Annotated in this window: 21 protein-coding genes; 17 read left to right on the top strand and 4 right to left on the bottom strand. The window is 66.3% G+C overall.

Annotated features, from left to right (window positions below; genetic code table 11):
• Window positions 1–40: 40 nt before the first annotated feature.
• Window positions 41–1,597 (bottom strand): condensation domain-containing protein, encoded by a 1,557-nt coding sequence (locus AQI95_RS41475; protein ID WP_067136330.1) that lies wholly within the window; start codon window positions 1,595–1,597, stop codon window positions 41–43.
• Window positions 1,598–1,610: 13 nt separating this feature from the next.
• Window positions 1,611–2,456 (bottom strand): aminoglycoside phosphotransferase family protein, encoded by an 846-nt coding sequence (locus tag AQI95_RS41470; RefSeq protein WP_159056692.1) that lies wholly within the window; start codon window positions 2,454–2,456, stop codon window positions 1,611–1,613.
• Window positions 2,457–2,982: 526 nt separating this feature from the next.
• Between AQI95_RS41470 and AQI95_RS41465 the strand changes: the two genes are divergently transcribed.
• Window positions 2,983–4,218 carry an MFS transporter gene (locus AQI95_RS41465; protein ID WP_067136326.1) on the top strand — a complete coding sequence of 412 codons (1,236 nt, stop codon included), beginning with the start codon at window positions 2,983–2,985 and terminating at the stop codon, window positions 4,216–4,218.
• On the opposite strand, the gene AQI95_RS41460 is transcribed toward AQI95_RS41465, so the two are convergent.
• The gene (locus tag AQI95_RS41460; protein ID WP_079071918.1) at window positions 4,207–5,787 is read right to left on the bottom strand and encodes an ATP-grasp domain-containing protein; all 1,581 of its coding nucleotides are present in this window, start codon (window positions 5,785–5,787) and stop codon (window positions 4,207–4,209) included. The two genes, AQI95_RS41465 and AQI95_RS41460, sit on opposite strands and share 12 nt — an antisense overlap.
• A 597-nt stretch (window positions 5,788–6,384) precedes the next feature.
• Here AQI95_RS41460 and AQI95_RS41455 point away from each other — a divergent pair.
• The 15 genes from AQI95_RS41455 to AQI95_RS41385 all read left to right on the top strand — a co-directional run bounded on the left by AQI95_RS41455 (window position 6,385) and on the right by AQI95_RS41385 (window position 23,239).
• Window positions 6,385–7,329, top strand: a complete 945-nt coding sequence (locus AQI95_RS41455) for a ribose-phosphate diphosphokinase (protein ID WP_067136322.1) — start codon at window positions 6,385–6,387, stop codon at window positions 7,327–7,329.
• Between the two features lie 271 nt (window positions 7,330–7,600).
• Window positions 7,601–8,545 (top strand): LOG family protein, encoded by a 945-nt coding sequence (locus AQI95_RS41450; RefSeq protein ID WP_159056691.1) that lies wholly within the window; start codon window positions 7,601–7,603, stop codon window positions 8,543–8,545.
• A complete protein-coding gene (locus AQI95_RS41445) occupies window positions 8,542–10,278 on the top strand; it encodes an NHL repeat-containing protein (protein ID WP_067136318.1) in 1,737 nt (578 codons plus the stop codon). The genes AQI95_RS41450 and AQI95_RS41445 overlap by 4 nt, the downstream gene beginning before the upstream one ends.
• Window positions 10,268–11,083 carry a hypothetical protein gene (locus tag AQI95_RS41440; protein ID WP_067136316.1) on the top strand — a complete coding sequence of 272 codons (816 nt, stop codon included), beginning with the start codon at window positions 10,268–10,270 and terminating at the stop codon, window positions 11,081–11,083. The genes AQI95_RS41445 and AQI95_RS41440 overlap by 11 nt, the downstream gene beginning before the upstream one ends.
• Window positions 11,084–11,131: 48 nt before the next feature.
• Entirely contained in the window at window positions 11,132–12,223 is a 1,092-nt protein-coding gene (hppD, locus tag AQI95_RS41435; RefSeq protein WP_067136314.1) for a 4-hydroxyphenylpyruvate dioxygenase, read from the top strand.
• Window positions 12,213–13,331, top strand: coding sequence for an alpha-hydroxy acid oxidase (locus AQI95_RS41430; RefSeq protein ID WP_107121904.1), 1,119 nt, complete (start codon window positions 12,213–12,215; stop codon window positions 13,329–13,331). The genes hppD and AQI95_RS41430 overlap by 11 nt, the downstream gene beginning before the upstream one ends.
• A 68-nt stretch (window positions 13,332–13,399) precedes the next feature.
• Window positions 13,400–14,641, top strand: a complete 1,242-nt coding sequence (locus AQI95_RS41425; RefSeq protein WP_244189058.1) for an aminotransferase-like domain-containing protein — start codon at window positions 13,400–13,402, stop codon at window positions 14,639–14,641.
• 92 nt (window positions 14,642–14,733) lie between these two features.
• Window positions 14,734–16,455: a thiamine pyrophosphate-binding protein gene (locus AQI95_RS41420; RefSeq protein WP_067136308.1), complete on the top strand. Its 1,722-nt coding sequence runs from the start codon at window positions 14,734–14,736 to the stop codon at window positions 16,453–16,455.
• A gap of 42 nt (window positions 16,456–16,497) precedes the next feature.
• Window positions 16,498–18,066: an aldehyde dehydrogenase family protein gene (locus tag AQI95_RS41415; protein WP_067136306.1), complete on the top strand. Its 1,569-nt coding sequence runs from the start codon at window positions 16,498–16,500 to the stop codon at window positions 18,064–18,066.
• 249 nt (window positions 18,067–18,315) lie between these two features.
• Window positions 18,316–18,690, top strand: a complete 375-nt coding sequence (locus tag AQI95_RS41410) for a nuclear transport factor 2 family protein (RefSeq protein WP_208614395.1) — start codon at window positions 18,316–18,318, stop codon at window positions 18,688–18,690.
• A 49-nt stretch (window positions 18,691–18,739) separates the two neighbouring features.
• Window positions 18,740–19,294, top strand: coding sequence for a hypoxanthine phosphoribosyltransferase (hpt, locus tag AQI95_RS41405; RefSeq protein ID WP_244189057.1), 555 nt, complete (start codon window positions 18,740–18,742; stop codon window positions 19,292–19,294).
• Window positions 19,295–19,369: 75 nt separating this feature from the next.
• Window positions 19,370–20,635 (top strand): FAD-dependent oxidoreductase, encoded by a 1,266-nt coding sequence (locus tag AQI95_RS41400; protein ID WP_067136304.1) that lies wholly within the window; start codon window positions 19,370–19,372, stop codon window positions 20,633–20,635.
• Window positions 20,632–21,120 carry a nucleotide triphosphate diphosphatase NUDT15 gene (locus tag AQI95_RS41395; RefSeq protein ID WP_067136302.1) on the top strand — a complete coding sequence of 163 codons (489 nt, stop codon included), beginning with the start codon at window positions 20,632–20,634 and terminating at the stop codon, window positions 21,118–21,120. Before AQI95_RS41400 ends, AQI95_RS41395 begins: the two co-directional genes overlap by 4 nt.
• Window positions 21,117–21,794 (top strand): HAD family hydrolase, encoded by a 678-nt coding sequence (locus tag AQI95_RS41390; RefSeq protein ID WP_067136300.1) that lies wholly within the window; start codon window positions 21,117–21,119, stop codon window positions 21,792–21,794. The genes AQI95_RS41395 and AQI95_RS41390 overlap by 4 nt, the downstream gene beginning before the upstream one ends.
• Window positions 21,791–23,239 carry an MFS transporter gene (locus AQI95_RS41385; RefSeq protein ID WP_067136298.1) on the top strand — a complete coding sequence of 483 codons (1,449 nt, stop codon included), beginning with the start codon at window positions 21,791–21,793 and terminating at the stop codon, window positions 23,237–23,239. The genes AQI95_RS41390 and AQI95_RS41385 overlap by 4 nt, the downstream gene beginning before the upstream one ends.
• Before the next feature lie 632 nt (window positions 23,240–23,871).
• On the opposite strand, the gene AQI95_RS45870 is transcribed toward AQI95_RS41385, so the two are convergent.
• Window positions 23,872–24,453 (bottom strand): GNAT family N-acetyltransferase, encoded by a 582-nt coding sequence (locus tag AQI95_RS45870; protein ID WP_079071926.1) that lies wholly within the window; start codon window positions 24,451–24,453, stop codon window positions 23,872–23,874.
• Between the two features lie 54 nt (window positions 24,454–24,507).
• Here AQI95_RS45870 and AQI95_RS49560 point away from each other — a divergent pair, with 54 nt between their 5' ends.
• On the top strand, window positions 24,508–24,816 hold the full coding sequence (locus AQI95_RS49560; RefSeq protein WP_244189056.1) for a transposase: 309 nt from the start codon (window positions 24,508–24,510) through the stop codon (window positions 24,814–24,816).
• The last annotated feature ends 386 nt before the right edge of the window (window positions 24,817–25,202 follow it).

Below are 25,202 nucleotides of genomic sequence, written 5' to 3'. Positions count from 1 at the left end.
ACCGCGTTTCAGCGGCCTCCTCACCGGCAGCCCTTTACGGTCAGGTGTCGCAGGCGCGGGCGAACGCGAGCGTCGAGTCCACCGTGCGCCTCAGCAACGCGTCCGCCTGGCCGGGGGTGAAGCGGTCGGACGGCACGCGCAAGGTGCAGACGAGTTGCTCTCCCTCGTCGGTCCACCAGTACTGCACGTACTTCGGGTAGTCCTCAGGAGCTGTCAAAGGGGCCGGCGTCGCAATCGCGGACCCCATTTTGCGGGGCGTACTCAGCCATGCCGGGTTGAGCGCGACGTACGGCGTGGTGCTCTCGTCGAGTACGTCCTCTCCCATGTGGGCACGCAATGTCCGATACGGCGGCGCGAGCAGGCCGAGAGCCTGCCGCCGTGATCGCTCGGTCTCTACGAGGGCAGCGGCCGCGGGGGTGTCCGGAGCGGATACGCAGCGCACGAGGACCCGAGCGTCCGACAGGAGCCCGGCGATATGTTCGGACCCCAGCTCGTGCCGCACACTTGTCGCGGTGGAGTACTGCAGGTCGTGGCGGGAGCCATCGGACTCCTGCCGGTGCAGCGCGGCCACCAGAAGGCTGAACACCGTCGCATCGTGGCGAGCCGCCGCACGACGGAGGAGCTGGGTCGTGGCGGCGTCGAGCCGGACGTATGCCTTGGTGCAGCCCCGCTCGGCACCGGGCACCGCCGGAGGCATCGGTGTCCCCCGCTGATACGGGGGGGGCCCCAGGTATTCCCGCCAGTCCCGTACGACACCGGCCATGCCACCGCGCTCAGCGATCTGGCTGTTGTAGTGCTCGGCCCAGTCGTAGAAGGACGGCAGGTCCGCCACATCTGCTGCTGCACCGCTGTACTCCTGGGCCAGTTGGTCCAGGAGAACGCCCAACGACCAGCCGTCCACCGCCAAGTGGGACACCACCATCAGGACATAGTGAGTGGTCTCGTCCACGCGTGCGACGGAGAGGCGGGCCAGTTGTCCCTCCCAGGGCGCCAGCTCACGTTCCGCCTGTCCGGCGAGGTAGGCGAGGGCCTCGTCCTCGTCGCTCACCGCTTCGACGTGCGGTGCTTCGAAGCGCATGTCCTGTGCGGGCAGAGTGCGCCAGACGGGTTCCCCTTCCCGCCAGGCGAAGGTGCCGCACAGGGCGTCGCGGGACGTCACCACGGCTCGGAACGCGTCGAACAGGCGGTGCGGATCGAAGGAGCCGTCCACGCGCAGAGCCGCGAACACGCGCCGCCCGCCGCTGGACGTCTTGAGCCGTCTCAACTTCACCGCCTGCTGCGGGACCAGTGCCCGGTCACCATGAGCAGTCGGGCGAGCGCCGCCCCGCGCAGGCGGCGGCACCTCCTCGGCACCCGTCCCGCGCAACCCCTCGACCAAGGACACCTGCTGCTCGATGGTGGAGAACTCGAAGAGCTGCCGCAGCGGGATCTTCACGTCAAAGGCCGCCATGATGCGTCGTGACAGTTCCAGCAGCTGGATCGAGCTGCCTCCGAATTCGAAGAAGGACATGTCGTGCGTTCCCGACGCGTAGGCGTCGCCCAGGACCTCCTTCCATATCGCCTCCAGGGTTGTCCGCGCGAATGCTGCGTTCGTCATGCGCTGTTCCTGTTCACGAGTGTTCTTCAGTGCCTGTCAGGGCCCACGTACCGTCAGCCATGCGGCCCAGCCAGCGCGGTGCGCCCGAGCCGTAGTAGTCCGTCAGCGCCGTTGGGTCGGTGATGTCGGCCAAGGACTGCCACATCAGGGCCCGAGGGATGCTGGCCAACCGCAGCGCCGCGGTGATCGTCGCATCGGTTTCCGCGCTGCGCGCCGGCTGCCCCAGGCCGGACAGATAGGCATCCACGAGGCGGTTCATCTGGGCCGGGGTGTCACCTCTGCGACGGGCGGCGTACAAGGGGTACAGCAGGCTCCCGAAGGGATGAGTCACAACGGCGTCGGCCCAGTCGATGATCACGAAGGCGGCTCCGCCGGACTCGCGCAATACATTGCCCAGATGCAGATCATCGTGCTGGATGCTGGCGGGCACGCCGGTGTCGCGCAGTCGAGCGCACCACTCTTCGAGCTGCGGCCGCATGGCGGCGATCCGGTGGAGCAGCTCTGCGTGGCTGTTCATGCCAGGCCCGTCGAGGAGTATGTCGAGATGGCTCATCAGCCGCTCGGGACGCAAATCCGGCACACCCAGGCCGATCAGCTCGTCGGTGTTCTTCGCGATCTCGCGCTGCATCGCGCCGTACTGTTCGAGAACCGCTTCCCAGAGGTGCCGGGCTCGGTCGGGGTCCCCGTCCACACTCGGTAGCGTCAGCGCACTGCGGGTCACGAACCACCCATCGGCCTCGTCCTGGACAACCACCTCGGGGACGACCGGACCCAAGCGGTCGCGCAGAAAGGCCACGAGTGAGGCCTCATGGCGTGCCAGGCCCGTGGTGCATTTCAACCACAGCTCTCCGGCGTCCACGGGCACACGGTAGACGCTGGCCCATGGACGCTCGTGCACCGGAACGGCGGCGCCACGGCCCTGCTCGAAGTGGGCGGGAAGGCGCGCGGACAGCCAGGCTTCGACGGTGTTCGTCGTTGAGGACAAAATGACTCCGGCTCTGCAGATGCCGCCTGGGGGACCAGGTGTGCATGTAGCGCAGTCCCGGCCGCACCGGAGGCGATTCTGGACGAACGCGGTCTCGACTCTTGAGGTGGGCGCGGCGTCTGCCGTGGTAAAAAGTTCGCCGCCCGCCGCCTGGATTGCCGCGCTCGCGTGTGATCATGTTGACTGTATGAACTGTAAGGGCAAATGCCGACTCGGACAACGAGTCTCCCGGCGGTCGAGAGCAGCGGTGCACGACAGGACGGCTGCCGGAGTCCCGGATCGTGACGATCTCCGGCGAAGGTCGCTTGCCCGAAATCTCCTCCGTGCGTGAAATGCGAGCAGAGTGCTTTGTCGCTTGGTTTGCGCCGGGCATAGGCCATGAATTGAGGGGTATTCACTCGTGTCCAGGTTCAAGCGCGCCACCGGTGCTATACGGCAGCGCGATTTCCGGCTGCTCTGGGCAGCTCAGTCACTGTCCAGTGCGGGCGACGCCGTGGCCTCCGTCGCCGTGCCCTTCGCTGTCCTCGAAGTCGGCGGGTCAGTGAGCCAGGTGGGTATGGTTCTCGCGGTGAGAGCCCTGGTACGGCTTGTGCTAGTGCTCGTGGGGGGAGTGTGGTCGGACCGTCTTCCCCGGCGTCTGGTCGCGCTTTCCACGTTCGTTCTCGGCGCCGCCGTCCAACTGCTGGTGGCCTTTCTCCTGTGGACCGGTCACTGCCGAATGTGGCACCTGGTCCTGGCGGCGGCGGTTCTCGGCGCTGGTTTCGCCTTTTCCCGGCCGGCATTGACGGCGATGCTCCGAGAAAGTGTTCCAGCGTCCCAGATTCAGCCCGCGAGTTCGCTGAACAGCCTCACCCGAAGCATCGCGGACGTCGTGGGGCCGGCGGTCGGCGGCCTGCTGCTCGCGTACGTCGGGGTCCCTCTTGCTTACCTGGTGGACGGACTCAGTTTCCTGCTCGCCGCAAGCCTTCTCGTCCTCTACACGACCAACGTGGTCCCTGGGCAACGCCAGGACTTCGTTGCGGATTTGCGGGCCGGCTGGGCGGAGGTGCGTGGCCGCGGCTGGTTCCTGATGAACATCATCGCGCACGCCTGCTGGAACATGGGTTTCTCCGCGTTCCTCGTCATCGCTCCGGTGCTGAGCCGGTCGGAGTTCGGTGGGGCGAAGGCATGGGGGATGATGTCCGCCGGGCTCGGCGTGGGCGCGGTCGTGGGCTGCCTCATCTCGCTGACGTGGGCACCGCGGAGGCCGCTGGTCGTCGCCAACGCGGCGCTACTTCCCGGAGCCCTGCCCCTGTTGAGTCTGGGGCATGGGCTCCCTCTTGCCGTGGTCGTTGTGTGCTGCGGTCTCAGCAGTCTCGGCCTGGCCGTTCTCAACGAGGTCTGGACCGCGGTCGTGAGTCAATCGTTCCCCATGGAGGTAATGGGGCGTGTCAACTCCTACGACCTCATGCTGAGCATGGTCGCGCTGCCCTTCGGCATGGCCGTCTGGGGTCCGCTCTCTACCTGGATCGGTGCCGAGGCCACCCTGGGCCTGGCCGCCGCCGTGCTGGGGCTGCCCTGTCTCGCCCTCATCTGTATGCCGCAGGTACGGACTTTTCGGTTCGATCGGCAGGGTCTGGTCGTCTCACGCCCCTGAGCCCGGCAGCGACCGGCGCAGAGTGAAGGTCGATCCGTCCTGTTGCTGGAAGTCGTACTCCAGCAAGCCGAGCGCCGTGTCGAGTACCTCGAACATCGCCTTGTGGTCCGGCGCTTCGCCCCGGAGATCCGCCACGCGCTGGGTACCGATGCCGCCGGGCAAGACGTCCCCCGGTCGCACATGTGCGAGGTAGCGGACCACTCCGGGCACCCTCCGTACCTCGGCGAGGCCCCGGGCAGCCGTCATCCGGCAGGGCACGGCCGGTGCGAGATAGATGTACTGGAAGCAAACCCGGTCCGGTTGGGCCGTCGTCAGGCCGGTCGGCGCGTTGAGTGCCAGCAGCCCGCCGGCCCTCACCGGATTCCCCGCGCCCGCACGCACCGAAAGATCCTGGATGTTGCCACCGAGTCGGCCGTTCACCTCGATGACACGAGGCCCGTCGGGCGTGAGCTTGATTTCGGTGTGGGTAATACCCCGCTCGATCCCCAGTGCCGTCAGCGCCTTGTCGGTCAGTTGACGGACTGTGGTCTCCTCCTCCGGTGTGAGCGCGGAGGGCCAGAACTGGCCGCGCTCGCGAAAGGGGTGCTCCAGGGGGAACTTCCCGGTCACGGCGATGTGCGTCACCCCGTTGGGAGCCGACACACTTTCCACGGACACATAGTCGCCGTAGGGTGACGATGGCCGTCCACGCAGGAACTCCTCGACCACGAGCGGAGCGACCAGCTCCCCGGCAACCGTCATCTCGTCCTGGATGCGAACGGCGTCGTCGGTGGAACGCACGAAGAAGGTGTTTCGGCTGCCCTCCCCGTGCACCGGTTTGACCACGGCCGGAAGCCCCACGGTGGCCCATGCGTCCTCCCAGTCCCGTGGTTCGCGCACGAGAGCGGTGCGTACCGGGCTCACGCCCGCGGCGTTCAGTACGGAACGCTGTCTGTGTTTGTCCGTCAGTGCGAGCGCGGTCGACGGTGAATGGAAGGGTAGCCCCAGCCGCTGGGCGATCGCTGCGGTGAGCCGCAGCCGGGACTCGGAGAACGTCACTATCCCGGACGGCGAGAGTGCCCTCAACGCCTCGGCGTCGCATTCCTCGTCCTCCGACAGCTCCACTACGAGCCCCAGCTCGCCGAGCGTGGGTAGCACGGCTTCAGTGAAGTCCGACCGTGGCACCGCGAACACCAGGTGTGCGACATCGCCGAGGCCGACCGACAGGTCCGCCGCTGTGGCGGCTCCCTTGTCGAACACCACGATCAGCACGGGAAGGCCGCCGGACGGTCCCCCGGACCGGGTGACGGAGACATCGGGCAAGCTGTCTTGGGACACCTGTGGATCTCTTTCTAGGCGATGTGGGCCGAGTCCGAGGGCATACGCCAGCGCAGCGGTGACGGCGGCCGAACGCCCCGCGGCTATGCGCCGTTCGGGCCGGTGCGGCGGTCCGCGCGAGCTTGCTGTGGGGCCTGCACCTGTGGAGTCCGCGGAGGGCGGCAGTAAGGACATCCCGATGGCCGACCAGGCGCGGAGACCATGTGCTTCCTGGGTCTTTTGCAGGCACACGCCAATGATCCGATGGCACATCGGGCCGGAACGCGTCCTCAAGTACTCCGACTCGGACTCGAACCCACATTCTCAGTCAGCCGGGGGGGCAGGCGCAAGCGTTCCGCTCATGCGAGCGGGCATGAGTACGTCGACGCACTTGGTGGAGTGCTCTCCTCACACCTCGGACGTGCGTGCCATCACCTTGGCGTCGCTGCCGGGGAGGATTTCGGCGGGAATGATCGGCACGCTCAGTTGCGCCAACCGCCTTCCGTACCGCGCGACGGGCGACCGGCCCGGGTACTGAGCACAAGGCCCCGATCTTCCCGCGAAAATCCTGATGAAGTCAGGACAGGAGGCGGGATACCCAGCTGAACGGACGCGACTCCGGCGCCTCGGACGAACCGTCGAGTGGTTGACGCGTGAGCATGGCCACAGTAGCTTGCGTCGACCATGAATCGGCCTGGCGCTGCTTGCGCAGAAAAGACCAGGTCACCGGGCATGTGCTCAAGCGCCGTGCAGCACAGGCCAGTTGACGTCCGTGAACAAACGGATGGTCAAGAGGCAGCGGAGCGTGGCCAGATGATCGTCTTTGTGTCAGCATGATCTGACCCAAGTGATCTTCTCAGGGAGCCGTTGGTGAAGGACATCGTTGTATTCGGTGGGAGTGCCCACCCCGAGCTCACGGCAGAGGTATGTGCTCACCTCGAAGTCACTCAGAGCCCGGTCTCGGTAAGTCGCTTCGCCAACGACTGCCTTGAGGTACAGCTACAGGCCAACTGCCGAGAGCGGGACGTCTTCCTGATCCAGCCGCTCGTCGCGCCGGTGCAGGAGCACCTCTTCGAACTCCTCCTCATGTGCGACGCGGCTCGGGGTGCGTCCGCTGGCCGGATCACTGTCGTCATGCCTCACTATGCCTATGCCCGTTCTGACAAGAAGGATGCTCCGCGTATCTCTATCGGTGGCCGTCTCGTTGCCGATCTGCTGACTTCGGCGGGTGCCAACCGGGTCCTCGCGATGACCCTGCACTCGCCCCAGGTACACGGATTTTTCTCGGTGCCGGTTGACCATCTGCACGCTCTGCGGGAACTGGCGTCGCACTTCCGGCAGTACGACCTGTCGAGGACCACAGTGGTCTCCCCGGACCTGGGCAATGCCAAGGAAGCGGCCGCCTTCGCGCGATTGCTGGGAGCCAAGGTGGCCGCCGGCGCCAAGCAGCGCTTCCCCGACGACCGGGTCAGCATCAGCCATGTGATCGGTGACATCGCCGGCCAGGACGTCATCGTCCTGGACGATGAGATCGCCAAGGGCAGCACAGTGCTGGAACTCCTCGGAAAGCTGCGGGAACTGGGCCCGCGGTCCATCCGGGTCGCTTGCACCCATGGTCTCTTCGCGGCCGGTGCCCTGAAGCGGCTGTCGGAGCAGGAAGACGTACTGGAAATCGTCTGCACCAACACGGTTCCCATCCCGGCGGAACAGGTCACCGGCAAGCTGCGGGTCCTGTCCGTCGCCCCTGCCCTCGCCGAGGCCATGCGCCGTATCCACAACGGTGAGTCCGTGAGCGCTCTGTTCGACGCTTCCTGAGCGGCCTCGCATAGCAACGCGGTCTTCTCCCGCTCCACAGACCGGTTACCCGCGGCGTGTCGACCCGACGTCGCGCGCGTCTTCACGCCCTTTGAAGTGAGGAGTCTTCGGTATGCCCACCATCACGTCCCTCGACGCATTCGACCATTGGGCCGCGTCGGACAGAGAGGACGAAGCACGCGTCCACGAAGTGGATCTGACCGGGCGTACGGAGGTTCTCCTGCAGCTTGCCGGGCGGCCGCACCATCGGACTGCCTTCCTCGGGTGCCCGATGGATTCGCAAGCCGAGAACGAGTTGCACAAGGCAGGCGCTCTGGTGTTGTCCTCCGCGCCCGAGCTGCCTTTCAATCCGTACCGGCTCGACCTCTACACCTCGGCCGAACTCCTGCAGGGCATCGAAGGGATGCCCTACGAGCAGACCCCGGACGCGCGTGTTCGGGAGTGGGCGCACAAGGTCGCGGACACAGTGGGTGTCCACGACGGCATCCTCAAGGGTCTGCACGACAGCGCGATGACGGCCGCCCTGCACAGGTACGCGGCGGGTAAGCGGATCGTGGGCATCATGGGCGGACACTCGCTCAAGCGCGGCACCGATGGGTTCGCCGTGGCGGCGCGTCTTGGCCGTACGCTGGCCAGGCACGGCTTCGTTGTCGGGACGGAAGGCGGCCCCGGCGCTATGGAGGCCGCCAACCTCGGTGCCTACCTCGCCGACGCAGACGACCACGTGCTGGACAGCGCACTCGGCCGCCTGGCCGCCATCCCTGACGTGGAGCCCTCGGTCACTGATTGGGCGCGGTCCGCCTTCGAGGTGCGGGACCTGCACCCGGCCGGCGCGCGCAGCACCGCCTCCCTGGGCGTGGCGCCCTGGACCAACGTCTACGGCGAGGACCCCGCCAACGCGTTCACCACCGTCATGGCCAAGTTCCTCACCCGTACCCTGGAAGACTTCGGCGTGCTGGGGCTGGCCAACGCCGGCCTGGTCTTCCTGCCCGGTGCTGCAGGCACTGTCCAGGAGATCTTCGAGGCCGCGATGCCGAGCTATTACACCGACGGCCCGATCAGGCCGATCATCCTGGTCGGCAAGGAGCACTGGACGACGAAGCTGCCGGCCTGGGCGTTGCTCAGCGCGCTCGGAGAGGGGCGGCGTCTCGGCGGACGGATCAGTCTCGTTGACGACGTCGAGTCGGCCGTGGCCCTGCTGCGAGAGGCATCGTGAAACGGGAGACTCTCGACCAATTCCGGCTGGTCCGGCAATGGGGTATCGAGCATCCCGCGGACAGCGACGCGTCACCCCTCGCTTTCCCATTCCTCGGCCAGCGCACGGCGGACGGGACGTATCTGATCGTAGACCGCAGGCTCCCCGAGAACCGGCTGATCGAAGTGTCTGCCGAAGGGGAGACGGTTTGGAGCCTGAGCGCTCCGCCGCGGATGAACTTCGCCCACCGGATTGGCACCGAGAGTGTCCTCTTCTGTCAAGGGACAGATCTGTACTGGGCCGACCGCTCCGGCCGCCGGACCCTGCACCGGCCGCTTCCGGTCACCCGGGCATTCAACTGCGGCTCGGTGCTGGACGACCGGCTGCTCCTCGCCGGGGACGACGGGATACTCCTGCTCACGCTCGACGGGACGCTGCTGCGTCATCTGAAACCGAGCGAAGACAGTTTCATCGAACCCTCGGACGTGCAGTTGTTGCCGTCGGGCAACATCCTCATGTCCGACGCGCTCACCTGTTGCGCGATCGAGCTGGACGAATACGGGCGGCGCGTTCGGATCTTCGGTCAGTGGCGGCGTCCGGGGCTGCGTCACGGCCGGGTCGGGGCACCGTACTCCGCCTGCCGGCTCCGGGACGGCCGGACCATCGTCGCGGACTGGCGCGGCAGTCGGCTCGCCGAGTTCGATACCGACGGTCGCTGGGTGCGCGATCTGCCGGGAATCGGCCGCGGCTTGACCGCGGGGCCGTCCTACGTACGCCAGCTGCCTGACGGAGACTTGCTGGTCACGGAGACTGTTCACCGCCGACTCGTCGTGCGCTCGATAGAGGGCGAGGTGCGCTGGGAATACGGGCCGAGGACCCTTCCACGTCACACGCTTTCCTTCCCGCGCACGGTCGAGCCGCTGCGGGCATCGGACGACCTATTGGTGTGCGACACCTATGCCGACAGAGTAGTGTCCATCGATCCCTCGGGTGCCGAGCGGTGGGCCTTCGGTGAAGGAATGGGGCTGAACCTGCCCCGTTCGGCCCGGCAGGGGGAGGACGGCCGGATCGCTCTGTCCGATGGCCTCAACGGACGAGTCCTCGTCCTCGACGACTTGGGCCAGGTCACACGCGAGGTCGACAAGGTGTCGTCCGACGGACTGCCTGTCCGTCTGATGGATCCGCACTACGCGGAACTGCTTCCGGGCGGTGTTCTGCTGATCGTCGACTCCGACCTCGAACGGGTCCTGTTGGTCGGCGAGGACGACACGGTGCTTCGCCAGTGGGGTGCTGGGGAGGAGCGGCTGTCGGACCCGCATCAGGCATGTCTGCTGGCCGACGGCGGAATCGTCGTCGCCGACTCCGCGAACGACCGCGTCGTCGAGTTCGACCCTGACGGAAACCTGCGGTACCAGATCGCCCGCACCGCTCTCACCGGCACGGGGGACCACCGTCCACTGCTCTATCCACGATTTGCCATGCCCATGCCTGACGGCAGCGGGGCGCTCCTGATCGTGGACACGGACGCGTGTCGCTTGACGGCCGCGACGCGCGCCGGGGAACGGCTGTGGTCGGTAGGGCCGGTGCTCGACATCGAGGCCATTCCCGCAGCGGTACCCGAACTGCGCGTGCCGAAGTACGCGGCATTTGGCCAGCACGGCCGGATTCTTGTCGCCGACTACTTGAACAGCCGGATCGCCGAACTCACATCGCGGCCGGAGCCTTTGGAGGGACCAGCGGAACATGACGTCTGATGAGTACTTCCCGGACATCGGCATCCTGAAGCAACGCGGACTGCTTCCCGAGACGTACGAGTGCGTCTATGTCACGGGATCCATCATTCGGGGCTGGGGGAATGCCGGTAGCGACTACGACCTGTACGTGATTTCCGACCGTCCCTGGGTGAGCGACACCGCTGACTTCGTGAAGGGGACGAACGGCCGGCACCCCATAGCGCTGGAGACGACCAAGGTCGCGGAGCGGGCCTGGGACCTCGAATATTGGCTGTCGGAGCAGGTCGAAGCGCTGCTCGCCCGAGTTGGCTGGGATGAATACCGGAGGCACGGAGCGTCCGCCGGTCCGGTGACCGTTCCTGAACGCGACTTCCTCGAAAGGCTCTTGTACGCGGTGCCGCTGCACGGTGCCGACTGGTGGCAAGAGCACCGGGAGCGGGTGGAGCAGTCGGCGTTCCAGGCGATCATGGTGGGACGTGCTGCCAGGCTGGCCGGGGAAGCCATTGAGGACGCCGTGGGCATGCTGCGGTCAGGGGACCACCGGAGCGCTGTACTGGCCGCCCGGATCGCCTTCACCTACGTCGTTGACGCGCTTCTGACCGCTGCAGGGGACTATTCCCGCAACCCGAAATGGCATGCACGGCGATTCCAAGAAGTGGAGTCGACGCTGCTTAGCAGCAACGAGTACTGGGCTATCGAGACCATGCGCGACTACTCGGAGGACCGGCCCGGAGCCTGGGTCGAACGCGTTCTCGACGTCTGTAGGCGCATTTCCAAGGCTGTGTCAGCCGACGAGAGGTGGGCCGGACCGGCGACCACAGGGTGAGGCGGCTCCGACAACCGACCACTGTGACCATGTGAAGGTGGGCAATCCATGCAATACGCGCATCGTGCGACGCTGCACCATGTGGAATTCTATGTGTCCGACGCCGAAGCACGCGCCGCGGAGATGGTAGAGGTCTACGGCTTCCGGGTGTTCGGTCGCAATACCGCCGACGACCACCGGTCGGTGGCCGTACGGCAGGGCGACATAACCTTCGTCTACACGCAGGCCCTCACTCCCGAACATGCCGCTCATACGTATACCGACACGCACGGTGATGCACCGGCGGTGATCTGGCTGGCATGTGACGACGCCCGCGCCGCATTCCAGGAGGCCGTGGCCGCGGGTGCGATAGCGTTGCAGGAGCCCGTGGAGGACTCCGTCTCCCGGTGCGTCACGGCAACGATCCGGGCCTTCGGCAACGTCCGGCACACCTTCCTGCAGTGGCTTCCCGGCGCGGACACTAAGCACATCGCGCCGGGAATCATCGCCTCGGCTCAGGACCGGCCGAACGAAGGCGTGGGCCTGTTGGCGGTGGACCACTTCGCTGTGTGTGTGCCGGCGGGGCAACTGGACGCCACCATCGCCTACTACGAACAGGCCTTGGGTTTTCGGAAGATCTTCGAAGAGCAAATTATCGTCGGGCGTCAGTCGATGCTCTCGCAGGTGGTGCAGAACGCCGCGGGCGATGTCACGCTCACCATCATTGAGCCCGACACCACCCGGGAGCCCGGGCAGATCGACAAGTTCATCCGTGAACACGGTGGCGCAGGCGTTCAGCACATCGCGTTCTCCTGCTGTGACGTGGTCGACTCCGTACGGATGCTGCGGGCCGCGGGCGTCGTCTTCCTCAGCAGTCCGGACACTTATTACGAAAACCTCCCCAAGCGGTTGAGTCTCCGCAAGTACGACGTCGCTGAACTGCGGGATCTGGGGCTGCTCGCCGACAGTGACCACGCCGGACAGTTGTTCCAGATATTCACGCGGTCCACACACCCGCGTGGCACCTTCTTCCTGGAACTCATCGAGCGGCTTGGCGCCGAGACGTTCGGCAGCGGCAACATCAAGGCGCTCTACGAGGCGGTCGAGCAGGACATGACGGCTCCTGCGTCCGGTGGCGGAGGCACCGGCCGTGAGCACTGATCTCGAAGCGCTGTACGACCTCCACGATGTGGCGAGGACCGCCGAGCAGCGCGTTCCACGGCCCGTCTGGGACTTCATCGAGGGTGGCAGTGGTCAGGAAGGATCGCTGCGGGCCAACCGCACCGTCCTGGACTCCGTCTTCCTGGTGCCAAGGGTCCTTCAAGCATCGGCCCAACCGAACACGGGCACCCGGCTTCTGGGCGCGCCAGTCGCGCTTCCTCTCGTAGTCGCGCCCATGGCGTATCAGCGGCTTGTCCACCCCGGGGGGGAAGTCGCCGTCGGCCGGGCGGCGAGGGCGGCGGGAGTCCCCTTCGTCGTGCCCATGCTGAGCAGCGTCCCTGTCGAGCGAATCGCCGAGGGCGCCGGCACGCTGTGGCTCCAGCTGTACTGGCTGCGCGACCGGGGGCTCCTCACAGAGCTGGTGGACCGCGCCAAGGCCGCTGGCTGCGCCGCGCTGATGGTGACGGTCGACGTCCCGCGTATGGGCAGACGCCTGCGTGACGTCCGCAACGCCTTCGCACTACCCGAGGACGTCGGCGCCGTCCATCTCACCGACGCTGACATGCTCGCGGCTCAGCACCAGGTGCCGGGTCGGTCGGCGGTGGCTTCCCATACGCGCCAGTCCTTCGACCCCGCCTTCGACTGGTCCTGCCTGGAGTGGCTCCGCAGCCACACGGACCTGCCCATCGTGGTCAAAGGAGTCCTCGATCCCCGCGACGCGGTACTCGCCGAGTCCCTCGGAGCGCATGCAGTCGTCGTCTCCAATCACGGCGGACGCCAGTTGGACGGAGCCGTGCCGGGGTTCTCCGTGCTTCCCGCAGTCCGGGAGGCCGTGAGCGAGGCATGCGAAGTGTGGGTCGACGGAGGCTTCCGGTCGGGCGTAGACGTGCTCAAAGCACTCGCGAGCGGTGCGACCGCCGCCTTGATCGGGCGTCCGGTGCTGTGGGGACTCGCTCTCGGCGGAGAGGACGGCGTCGGCAAGGTCCTCGACCTTCTGCGGGACGAACTGGAGGATGCCTTGGCCCTGTCGGGCTGCGCCGATCTCAAAGCAGCCGCCGGACTGGGACTCATGGGCGAACTGCCGCGGCGGCTGGAGAGGCACGAATGACCCATCATCCATACTCGTTTGACCGGGCAGAACTGCATGGGTCCCTCGCCGACCCGGCGATGGAGTCGATGAACTTCCTGAACCAGATCGCCGAACAGTACCCCACCGCCCTGTCGCTGGCTGCCGGCCGTCCCACCGAGGCTGTCTTCGACCTGGCCGACCTTCCGCGTCACCTGGAGACCTTCTGTCGTTACCTGCGGGAGGAGAAGAACGCCACGGAGAGCGATGTCCGAAGGACCGTATTCCAGTACGGGAGGACCAAGGGAATCATCCATGAACTGATCGCGGCCAACCTCCGCGTGGACGAAGGGATCGATGTCGACCCGGAAGCCGTTGTCGTCACCGTAGGATGCCAGGAGGCGATGTTCCTCGCACTCAGGGCCCTGCGCCGGGACGAACGGGACGTTCTGTTGGCGGTGTCGCCCAGCTACGTGGGGATCGCGGGCGCTGCCCGACTGGTCGACATGAAGCTGCTGCCCGTACGCGAGGGCGCGGATGGCGTACTCCTCGATGATCTCGCGGCACAGGTACGGGCGGCCCGTGCTGCGGGTCTGCGCCCACGAGCGCTGTACCTGATCCCGGACTTCGCGAACCCGTCGGGCCTGACCATGCCTTTGAACGCTCGGCACAGCCTGTTGGCAGCGGCTCGTGAACTGGGGCTGCTCCTCCTGGAGGACAACCCATACGGTCTCTTCCGGGCCGACGGTGGTGAGCGACTGCCCACGCTCAAATCCTTGGACACGACCAGTCAAGTGGTGTATTTGGGGTCGCTGGCGAAGACGGCATTCCCCGGTGCGCGAGTCGGCTACGCGGTGGCAGACCAGACCGTCCGCTCGCCCGGTACCGACCGCTCACTGTTGGCCGACGAGATGGCCAAGATCAAGAGCATGTTGACGGTCAACACGTCACCCATGGCCCAGGCGCTCGTCGGCGGCAAGCTGCTGGAGAGCGACTGCAGCCTGGTGAAGGCCAACGCCGACACCATTGCCGGATACAGCCGCAACCTTGAACGACTGCTGACCGGACTTCAGGACCGCTTCGGCCACCAACCCGGGATTTCCTGGAGTCGGCCGATCGGAGGTTTCTTCGTCGTGGTCACCGTACCCTTCCAAGCCGACAACGCGACGCTCGAGTACTCGGCCGGTAAGCACCGCTTGCTGTGGACGCCCATGAGCCACTTCTATCAGGGTGAGGGCGGAGAACGGCAGTTGAGACTGAGCGTGAGTTCGGTAGTGCCGGAGCAGATCGATCTCGGGCTGGACAGACTGCGTTCCCTGGTCGATGACCTGACCGCCAACCACCGGCTCTGAACGATCGGCCGGCGGCTGAGACACCGCCCCACCCCAGCGCTCCGACCTCTTGCTGACTTGAACACCTGAGGAAGATGACACATATCGTGAATATGCCGGACCAGGTCTCCGGTGCCCGCAGGCTTGTTGCTGCACTCGCCGAGATGGAAATCGGGGTTGTCTTTGGTGTTCCCGGGGACACGGGAATCGCCCTTTACGACGAATTAGCCGCTGCTACCGACGTCATCCGTCATGTGCTGGCACGCGACGAGCGTCATGCCGCGTACATGGCGGACGGATACGCCCGTAGTACCGGCAGGCTCGCGGCGTGCGAGGCCTCGAGCGGGGCGGGGGCTGTCTACCTGGCCAGCGGCCTTGCGGAGGCCTACGCCTCCAGCGTTCCGGTCCTGGTGATCACCACGGACATCCACAAGCGCAGCCGAAGGTCGGGCGCCGTAACCGAGATCGACCAGACTGCGCTCTTCTCCGGGGTGACGAAGTGGTCGAAGACGGTGGAGGACGCCGACGAGATAGCTGATTCCGTGGCCGAGGCCGCGATCAGGGCTACGTCAGGGCGACCCGGCCCGGTCGCCCTGGTCTTCCCGGAGAACGTGCTGAGCGCGAAGACCTCTTCGGCTCCGCTCCCGCCGCGTGCGGCGACCGTCCGGCTGCAGGCTCCGGATGAGGCCGTTGGGGCAGCCGGCCGAATCCTGGCGTCGGCGTCACAGCCGGCGATCCTCGCGGGGGGCGGAGTCCACATGAGCGGCGCCTGGCCTGAATTGCTCGCCCTGACGGAGCACGCGGCCATTCCCGTTGCCACCTCCATCCATGGCAAGGGAGCACTCCCTGAGGCTCATGCTTTGTCGCTGGGCGTAGCCGGCGGGAACGGATGTCGTGGCTATGCCAACGATTACCTGGCCGACTGCGACGTGACGCTGATCGTGGGCAGCAGGGCCAACGCCACGGACACGAACGGCTTCACCGCTCCACCTCGCGACGGCTCCTGCCAGGTGGTCCATATCGACATCGACCCATCGAGGGCGGGAAGGAACTTCCCCCGTGGCCTCGCCCTCGTGGGCGACGCTGCCGGCACGCTGCGCGCCCTGCGAGAGGTTCTGCCGGCCGCGTCCCCCACGGTCGCTGCCGAGCGGAAGCGGTGGATCGGCAGGCGTCGGGAGGAGTGGCGGGCACAGGAAGCTGCCCAGAAGAGGGCGAGCCTGGAGGAGGGGGTGCTGGACCCCCGCGAGGTGGTGCAGTGTCTCCACGACGTCTTCGGCGGTGACGCTTGGGTGGTGGCGGATCCCGGCACCCCCACGCCCAACCTGGCGGCCTACTGGGAATCCACCGGCTGCGCCTGGCGGGTGATGATCCCCCGGGGAATCGGGCCCATGGGTTTCGCTATCCCCGCAGCCATCGGCGTGTCCGTGGCCCATCCTGGGGAGCGCGTCCTGTGCGTGACAACGGAGAGCAGCCTGGCGATGGGAGTCGCCGACTGGGAGACAGCGCAGCGGCTGGCCCTCCCCATCACCTATGTGGTGCTCGACAACACTTCCATGGCATGGATCAAAATGCTCCAGCACTTGTATATGGAGAAACGTTACTTCGGCGTGGAGCCCGGACCTGTCGAGCCGGTCCTTCTCGCGCGCGGCATGGGACTGGACGGTGTGCGGGCGGCTGACCTTGCGCAGCTGCGCAAGCTGGCCAAGGAATCACTCCACGCCGCGGGACCCCGAGTGATCCACGTACGTATCCCCGAACACCTGGTGTCGCCGCCACCCGTCGCGTCCTGGCGGGCGGCCCTGGAAGACGGGGCGAAGGAACGGCCTGTCTACTGATGCCGCGTCAGGCCATCTTCTAGCTGATAACGGAGAAAGCTGATGATCGATGTAGTGTCTGTCGTAGCCGGACGTGAGATCTCCGGAACCACTGGAAGCGTCTACCGCTCGAAGAATCCCTCTGCACTCGGCCAGACGGTGGCAGAGGTGCGGATGGCGGATGCCAGTGTCTTCACACAAGCCTGCGCGGCCGCGTCGGACATGAAGCGGGAATGGGGTGCAGTACCGGCACCTGTCCGAGGCAGGGTGATCGCCTCCATCGGCCGCCTGGTCGAGGCGAACATGGAGACATTGGCCGCTCTGGTCGCCGCTGAGATCGGCAAGCCCTTCAAAGAGGCACTCGGCGAAGTTCGCGAGATCGTGGACACCTGTGATTTCTTTCTGGGAGAAGGCAGACGCCTCTACGGGCAGACGGTCCCCTCCGAGATGCCGCAGAAAAGCCTGTTCACCTTCCGTAACCCTGTCGGAACAGTGGCAGTGATCACTGCTGGGAACTTCCCTGTGGCCGTGCCCGCCTGGTACATCATTCCGGCCCTGCTGTGCGGCAACAGCGTGGTGTGGAAACCTGCCGAGTATGCCGCAGCGAGTGCACAGGCGCTCCACCGTCTCTGTGTGGCCTCCGGACTCCCCGACGGTGTACTCAACATCGTCTTCTGCGACGGCGAGGAGACATACGCCGGCCTGGAAGAGGGCCTGGCCAAGGGGTTGGTCGACAAGGTCGGCTTCACAGGTTCCTCCGCGGTCGGAGCCAGGATCGGCGAGCTCTGCGGCAGGTACCTGCAGACGCCCTGCCTCGAACTTGGCGGCAAGAATCCCATGGTGGTCATGCCTGATGCCGATCTGGACCTCGCGGTGGAGGGTGCCGTCTTCTCCGGCTTCGGAACGGCAGGACAGCGATGCACGTCGCTGGGCACCGCGATCGTGCACGAGTCGGTGCACGAGGAGTTCATCGCCCGCCTGAAGAAGGCCGTCGCCCAGGCACCGCTCGGCGATCCGATGGCTGACGTCCTCTACGGTCCGCTGTTGAGCGTGCGGTTCGCTGAGCGTTTTGAAGAGTACTGCGGCTGGATCGAGCCACACCATACGGTGGTGACCGAACGGATCGGTCGTATCTCAGCCGACAATGCCCGGCCAGGCTTCCTGGGGTCCCCGGAAGAAGGGCTCTATTACCATCCCGTCATAGTTGACGGCGTCCGTGCCGAAGACCGCTTGTTCCGTGAGGAGACGTTCGGTCCTCTGATCTGTGTGACATCCTTCGACACACTCTCGGAGGCGATTGACCTCGCCAACGCGCCAGGATACGGACTGTCGGCCTCGATCTACACAAGCGACGCGAAGGCAGCGTTCTCATTCCGAGCCGCGGTGTCAGCCGGCATGGTGAGTGTCAACAACTCCACGTCCGGCGCCGAGGCACATCTGCCCTTCGGCGGGAACGGAAAATCGGGGAACGGCAGCAGGCAATCCGGTATGTGGGTTCTCGATCAGTTCACGAGGTGGCAGTCTATGAACTGGGATTACTCGGGCAACCTCCAGAAGGCGCAGATGGACGTGAGGGAGTTTTCAGCTGATATAAGTTTCCGGCTGCCTGAGTCGCACGGCCCGACTACCTAAGGTGTATCTCCACCGAGGGCTGGACGCTGTCCCCGTGGAGCTGTCGGCTCGCCGTCCCGGACAGGGGGATGGTTCATGAGATGGGCATGTTATCTCGGCGCCTGTGACGGTAAGACACCACCGCCGCGATCTTGATGAGCCCGACGGTTCTTCTTCCTACGAGTTCAAGTATGCGGAAGGGATGATGCGTGCCCCCCGCGTCACTCGCCTGACCTGGGGTGCACGGAACCGCGTGCAGAAAGGGACGATGTGATTTCACAGACGGCGGGCATCCGGTCCGCCGAGAAACTGGTGACGGAGCTCTTCTCCATCATCGATGCGGCACGCTGGGACGACCTCGGCCGTGTCTTCGCCGAGGATTGTGTCTACGACCGTCCCGGCTACGAGTCGCTGCGCGGCTTGGCACAGATCGAGCAGTTCTACCGCGTCGAGCGCATCGTCGCTGTCGGCCGTCATGACGTTCGGCACGTCGTGAGTGACCTGGCGGTTGCCGCCTGCTGGGGCCGGTTCACCGGTACCAGCCGCACCGGCGAGCACCTCGACGAGCAGTTCGCGGACACGTACAACGTCCGTGACGGCAGGATCGTCAGCCGACGGACCTACTTCTTCCGGCCGGCAATCTGATGCCGGCCAACAGGGGGATGCCTTCGACCGGCCACCAGGGGGATGAGGCGTGACTGCTCACGAGGAACTCGCTCGTGTGATGTTAACGAGCCAGCAGATAGCGGATCGGGTCCGCCAGCTCGGCACCGAGATCACCCGGGACTACCGAGGTCGGGATCTAGTGATCATCGGCGTGCTCAAGGGGGCGGCCGCTTTCACGGTCGACCTGGCTCGGGCCATTGATCTGCCCGTCGTCATGGACTGGACCGCAGTATCCACTTACGGACGGGGCAGCACAGCGGGAACGCCCACGCTGCTCAAGGACATCGGTGAAGAACTGGCCGGACGTGACGTCCTGGTCGTCGAGGACATCCTGGATTCCGGCGCCACGCTGTCATGGCTCATGGCACGGTTGCGGAAGCAGGCTCCCGCCTCGGTGAATTGTTGCGTGCTGCTGCGCAAGCCTCACACCGTCGCGAAGCCGATGGAGCCCCGGTATGTCGGATTCGACATCACCGAACACTGGGTCGCCGGCTACGGCATCGACTACGCCGAGCGGCACCGCAACCTCAGCGACATCCACGAGGTACGCCTTCCTTCAGCCGCGCTGACGGCATCTGCCTGAAGAACCTCCACATCAAAGACGCTGCCCGACGCCCAACTGGCGGAGCAGTGACCAGTCATGCCTGCTTGGAGAATCGTGGAAACCTTCGATCTTGTCATCATCGGTGCCGGTCCCGCCGGACTCGCTGCCGCGCAGCGACTTGCCGGATCGTCCTACCGTGTTGCGCTCGTCGACGGCGGAAAGCCGGTCGGCGAGCGAGACCGGCATGCCGCGGCCGATATGACGCGCGGACACGGCGGGGCCGGTCTGTTCTCGGACGGAAAGTTCTCGTTCTTCCCCTCGGCCAGCGAGTTGTGGGCGCTGCCTCGATCCGCCGATCTGCGGGCCGCGTACGACTGGACCTGCGAACTGCTCGGCTCCTATGGGCTCGACACTCCTCCGTTCCCCTCTGATCCCTCGGCCTTCACGGTGGGCAGTGGTGAATGGGTTCTCAAGGAATACCCCTCGGACTACCTCTCGTTGGAGGCGCGCCTGCGGCTCACCGCCGACATGGTCGCCGCCACGGACGCCACTGTCCTTACCGAGACCGAGGTGGTGAAGGCCGAGTACGAGCCTGCCACCGACGTGTTCCGGCTAACGCTCAGTGACTCCAAGGGGCAGGAGTCGCAGGTGCTGGCTCGTCGCTTGGTCCTGGCCAGCGGCCGGTTCGGCCCCCTCGGCCTGCGAGCCCTCACGGACGAGCGGTCGTTCCGCCGTCTGGAGGTCGGGTTCCGTATCGAGCAGCCGGCCGACCAGGCGTTCTTCAAGGACATGAAGCAGCTCGATCCGAAGCTCCGCTTCCGCGAGGAGGACGACAGCGTGGAATGGCGTACGTTCTGCGCCTGCCGGGACGGCGAGGCGGCGCTGACCGAGACGCAGGGGCTGTGGACGGTGTCCGGCCGCTCAGACTGCCCGCCGACTGGCCGGTCCAACGTGGGCTTCAACACCCGCATCCTGGACGAGGCAGTGGCGACACGGGCCATGGCACCCGCGCTCGCCGCGATGGCGAAGGAGGAGTCCTACTTCACGCTGTCCCTGGACGCGCTCATGGACAGCGAGCGGGAGACGGTTGCCGCTTTCGAAGGGGTCTACGGGCCTGAGCTGCGTGAGATCATGGTGCGGGGTCTGTCCCGACTGGCGGCTGCATATCCCGTCATTCGGGACAACGGTACACAGCTGATCGGCCCCACCCTGGAAGGCGTCGGCTGGTATCCGAAAGTGGACGGTGACCTCAGGCTCCTGGACACCCCCGCCTGGGTGGCCGGCGACGCATGCGGACTGTTCCGCGGCATAGTCGCGGCCATGATCAGCGGCCATTATGCGGCCGAGTCCGCACTGCTGGAACTGGAAGTGCTGCGATGACAGCGTCCGTGAAACGCCGTGAACCGGTCGTCGGCGTCGGGGCCATCGTGATGCGGCCCGACGGTGCTGTGCTGATCGGGCACCGGATCAAACCCGGTGAGACAGCGTCCTGGTGCCTGCCCGGCGGACACGTCGAGGCGGGTGAGGACTTCGAGACCGCCGCCGTGCGGGAGATCGCCGAGGAGAGTGGCATCAGGGAGGTCACCGGGGCACGGGTGTTCGCCGTCGTACTCCACACCGAGGCGGACCGAACCCAGGTGACCGCTGGCGTGGTGGTGCGGCCGACGGACAAGGTTGCCGTGGCGGCCACTTTGGAGCCCGAGGTCTTCGACCGCTGGGTTTGGGCCAGCCCCGAGGAGCTCCCCGTTCCGCTGTTCCCCGCGAGCGCCGCACTGCTCGCGGTCTGGCAGGAAAAGCCCGTGCCCGAGGGATGGACGGTATATCCGGCCGCCGCCACGGTCGCGTCTGCGGAGGAAGGACAGTGAGCCGCCTCCATGTCTTCGACATGGACGGCACCTTGCTGCGTGGGACCACCGCCAGCCTGGAAATCGCGCGTCGCCTGGGGTGTCTGCCCGACCTGATCCGGCTGGAGGCGGAGTTCACACGCGGCGCGGTCGACACCCGTGGTTTTGCGGCGGAGGTCTGCCGATTGTGGCAGGACCTGACCCCCGAGCTGGTGGCAGACATCTTCACACGGGCGCCTTGGATCGGCGGGATAGCGGAAGTGCTTGCGGACATCCGCCACCGCGGTGAGCGGTCGATCGTGGTGACGATGTCGCCGGACTTCTTCGCGGACCGGCTGAGGGCTTATGGGGTCGACGAGGTGGTGGCCTCCGGCTTTCCCTCTCTGCCGTTTTGCACCGCGCCCGATCCCAGGAAGATCCTTTCGCCTGCGGATAAGGTCACGGCCGTGGACCGGGTCTGTAGGGCCCTGGGGCTCGGCCGGGACTCCTGCATTGCTTACGGAGACTCCGCTTCGGACATCCCCTTGTTCCGAGAGCTGAGCCACACCATGGCCGTGAACGCCGATGACGCCCTGCGTGGTCTCGCCCGCTACCAGTACGACGGTGACGACTTGCGGGTGGCCTACCGGATCGCCCGGACTCAGCCACCCGCCCGCGGCAAACTGCTCTCTCCCGACTCCAAGGAGCATCAGTGACCCCCAGTTCCCGGTCAGCCACGGACGGTTTCCGGTTCGACGGGCGCGCATGGACCAAGCTACTGGTGCTGTGCACTGCCGTCCTCTTCGAGGGGATGAGCCTGTCGAGCATCAATGTGCAGCTGGCCGGTATCCAGCGCTCACTCGACCTGCGGCCCGACCAGCTCCAGTTGGTCGCGAGTTCGTTCCTCACCATGTACGCGGCGCTGCTCCTGGCCGGCGGCAAATGCGCGGACCAGTGGGGGCACCGCCGGATGTTCCTGACCGGCGTGGGAATCTTCGGTATGGGATCGCTCGGCGCGGCGCTGTCCCAAGAGGCAGTCCTGCTCATCACGGCCCGGGCCGTTCAGGGAGTCGGCGCCGCGATCACCGCGCCCGCGGCTGTTGCCCTGATCGTCCGGGGATTCCCGGAAGGAGCCGCGCGCAACCGAGCACTTGGAGTCTTCAGCGCCATGGGAGCGGCGGGCTTCTCGCTCGGTGTCGTCATCGGCGGCCTCCTGACCCAAGGAGTCGGCTGGCGCGGGGCCTTCCTCCTCTACGTCCCCTTGGGCCTGGCGGTCCTGGCCACCAGCGTACGCGTACTCAAACGCGAGACCGACACGAGGACACCGCAAAGCCGGATGCCTTGGCTGCCTGCCCTTCTGATCACCGGTGGGCTTATCGCTGTTGTATACGCCGTGGGGCGCGTCGGCACCGGCTCCCTTGCCGAGGTCGCGCTGAGCGCAGCCGTGGGCACGGGGGGAGTCATCACGTTCCTCATCGTCCAGGCCAAGGCCCCAGTGCCGCTGCTGCCCCTCTCTCTCATCACCAACCGCCGCATGGCAGCAGCCTGTCTCGCACTCGCCGGTGCCTTCGCGGCGATCACAGGCGCCCTGTTCCTCGTGGCAACCAAACTGCAGGAACACCAGGGGTACTCGGCGCTGACAGCCGGACTGGCCTTCCTGCCGCAAGGACTCGCCGTGGGCCTTCTGTCCACACCGGCCGCCCGCATGGCCAACCGCAGGCCCGCGTCCCGGCTGCTGCTCGTCGGACTCGCTGTCATCACCGCCGGGCAGCTGCTGTACACCACCGTGGAGCACGGCAGTTACGCCACACACCTGCTGCCCGCGGCCCTCCTGGTCGGCACGGGCATCGCCGTCGCCTACCCGGCAGCGGTCATGCTCGCGAGCGCGGCTGCGTCCCTCGATGACCAGGGCACTGCGTCAGGGTTCCTGGTCACCTGCCAACAGGCAGGCGGAGCCATCGGGGTCGCGGCTGTGACCGGCATCCAGAGCATCGCCCCCGGCACCTTCTGGACCGGCCCGTACAGCCTGTGGGGGTGCTTCACCTTCGCCGCTGCGTCGCTGCTCGGCTGCCTCCTGCTCCTGCTCCCGGGGAAGGGCCACAAGAACAACGCGATGACCGGGACACAACACACCGCGATACCTGCGGAACAAACCCACTGATCCATGGGCCCTGCGCACCCCAGTGCGCGGGACGGTGACGCGAGCCGCAGATGCCCGACCGCCTGCCCGTCAGGGGGCTCCATGTCCCGGTGTCACGTGCCGAAGCGCCGGAGCTTGCTGGGCATGTACGGGGTGATGGTGGCCAGGCCGACCGCGTCGTCCTCCCAGTCCTCCTCGATGAGGTCGTTGACCACCGTCGTGTTGTCCACCGCGGTATGAAGGATGAGGCAGTTCGCCAGCAGCTCGGTCCTCCGGGTCGTTGTCGGCGAGCAGGCCGGAGGCGAACATCAGCTGGTTGCTGCCATGTTGATCAGGTCCGCCGGATTGTCCTTGGTCTGCACCGCCTCGTAGATCGCCGCCGAGGCGATCTGCCGGGCCTTCTCCTTGTCGTACTCCACGCCGAGCCGTCCGCGGATGACCGTGCGGTGATGCCGCAGTGTGCGGTCAGAGTCCTGCCGCGCTGTACGTCCTCCTCCAGCCCCAGCACGCCGCGCACATGCCCGACGAACTCGCCACCGCCCATCCCAGCGAATGAGTAGAGAACGGCCAGTAGGAAGTGCAGGCCGTCCGTGTTCGGCAGCTCGATGAACTCATGTTGCCACTCGGCCGAGCCTCGCTCTGCAGTCACTTCGTCAGCTTTCGTGGACACGGGCATGCAGATGCATGTCGTGCCAGCCATCGGCGTGGAGCAGTGCCCGACGCCGTACGCCTTCCAGGGCGAAGCCAGTCTTCTCAGCGATGCGGCAGGATGCCACGTTTTCCGTGGAGTGGCCGAGTTCTAGTCGATTGAATCCGACCTCTTCCAATGCCCATCTCGACACTCGAGCTACGGCCCGGGAACAGACGCCCTTGCCGCGGGTCTCCGGGGCGGTCCAATAGGAGATTGCTGCTTGGCCACCCACTGTGACGATCGACTGGAGAGAGACCCGGCCAAGGACCTTGTTGTTGCTGGCATCGACCACGGCCCAGTGGCAGGCGGTCTCGTCCTCCCAGCTGCCGCGCCACTGCTTAATCCACTCTCGGGCTTCGTCTTCCGAGTCCGCTCTGCGTAGATGCCAGTGCTGAATGCTCGGATCCTGAAACACTCGCGTGACAGCGGCTGCATCGGAAAGCAACCAGGGCCGCAGCACTAGATTACCGTCGATCCGCAGTGTCGGCTGGGCAGACATGCTAAGGACGCCGGGCGGCATGACGGGGGTGACCAGAGAAGGCATGTAAGACATCATGGCAAGCCCGCCTCTGGCCCGTGCTATCGGGCGTGGCCCCGCGTGGACTCCACCCTCCTGGCCTCTCGGCTTGAACGCCCTGCTGGACGCGGCTCGCCCGTACGAGACCGCCGCGGTCGACGACGTACGGACGCAACCGCAGGATCGAGCCGCCGCTCGTCCGCCCACGATCGCAGCCTGAGGCCCATCAACACGGCGGGGGACAACCCGGAACACCTGGGCAGCGAGGCGTCCTTCGCCGCGCTTTGCGGGGTCAGCCCTGTCGAGCGTTCGTCGGGCCGTTCCAGCGGCGGTCGACGAAGGACAGCCGGTACGGCGGGCCACAGGGCTGTTCGTCGATGCCGGTCATGAGTTGACGAAGAGTCGACTCATTGTCGGCCCGTCCGGGCCAGGTTGAGTACCGGTTCGGACGAAGCCATCCGGCAGTGATCGAGTCGGGCCGTTGTGCCGGGTTCGATGGGACGGTTGCGCAGTGCCGTCGCCGACACTCCACCAGCACGGATCCTCCTGTTCCGGGCGAGTCGTCCTGGGCGTGGACACGAACGGCGAGGTCCATGTCGCCGCAGCAGTGCGCCCACTGGGCCAGATCTTGAGCACCGAGTCTTTTCCGGCCACAGCGGCCGCTACCGTCGGCTGCTGACCTAGGCCCGCAAGCTGGGGACGGTGCGCCGGGCCGGTGTGGAGGGCACCGGTACCTTCGGCGCGGGCCTGTCCGGCTACCTGCTGGCTCAGCACGT

It is taken from the genome of Streptomyces yokosukanensis (genome assembly GCF_001514035.1).
GTDB lineage: Bacteria > Actinomycetota > Actinomycetes > Streptomycetales > Streptomycetaceae > Streptomyces > Streptomyces yokosukanensis.
This window is presented reverse-complemented; position numbering and strand designations above follow the sequence as displayed.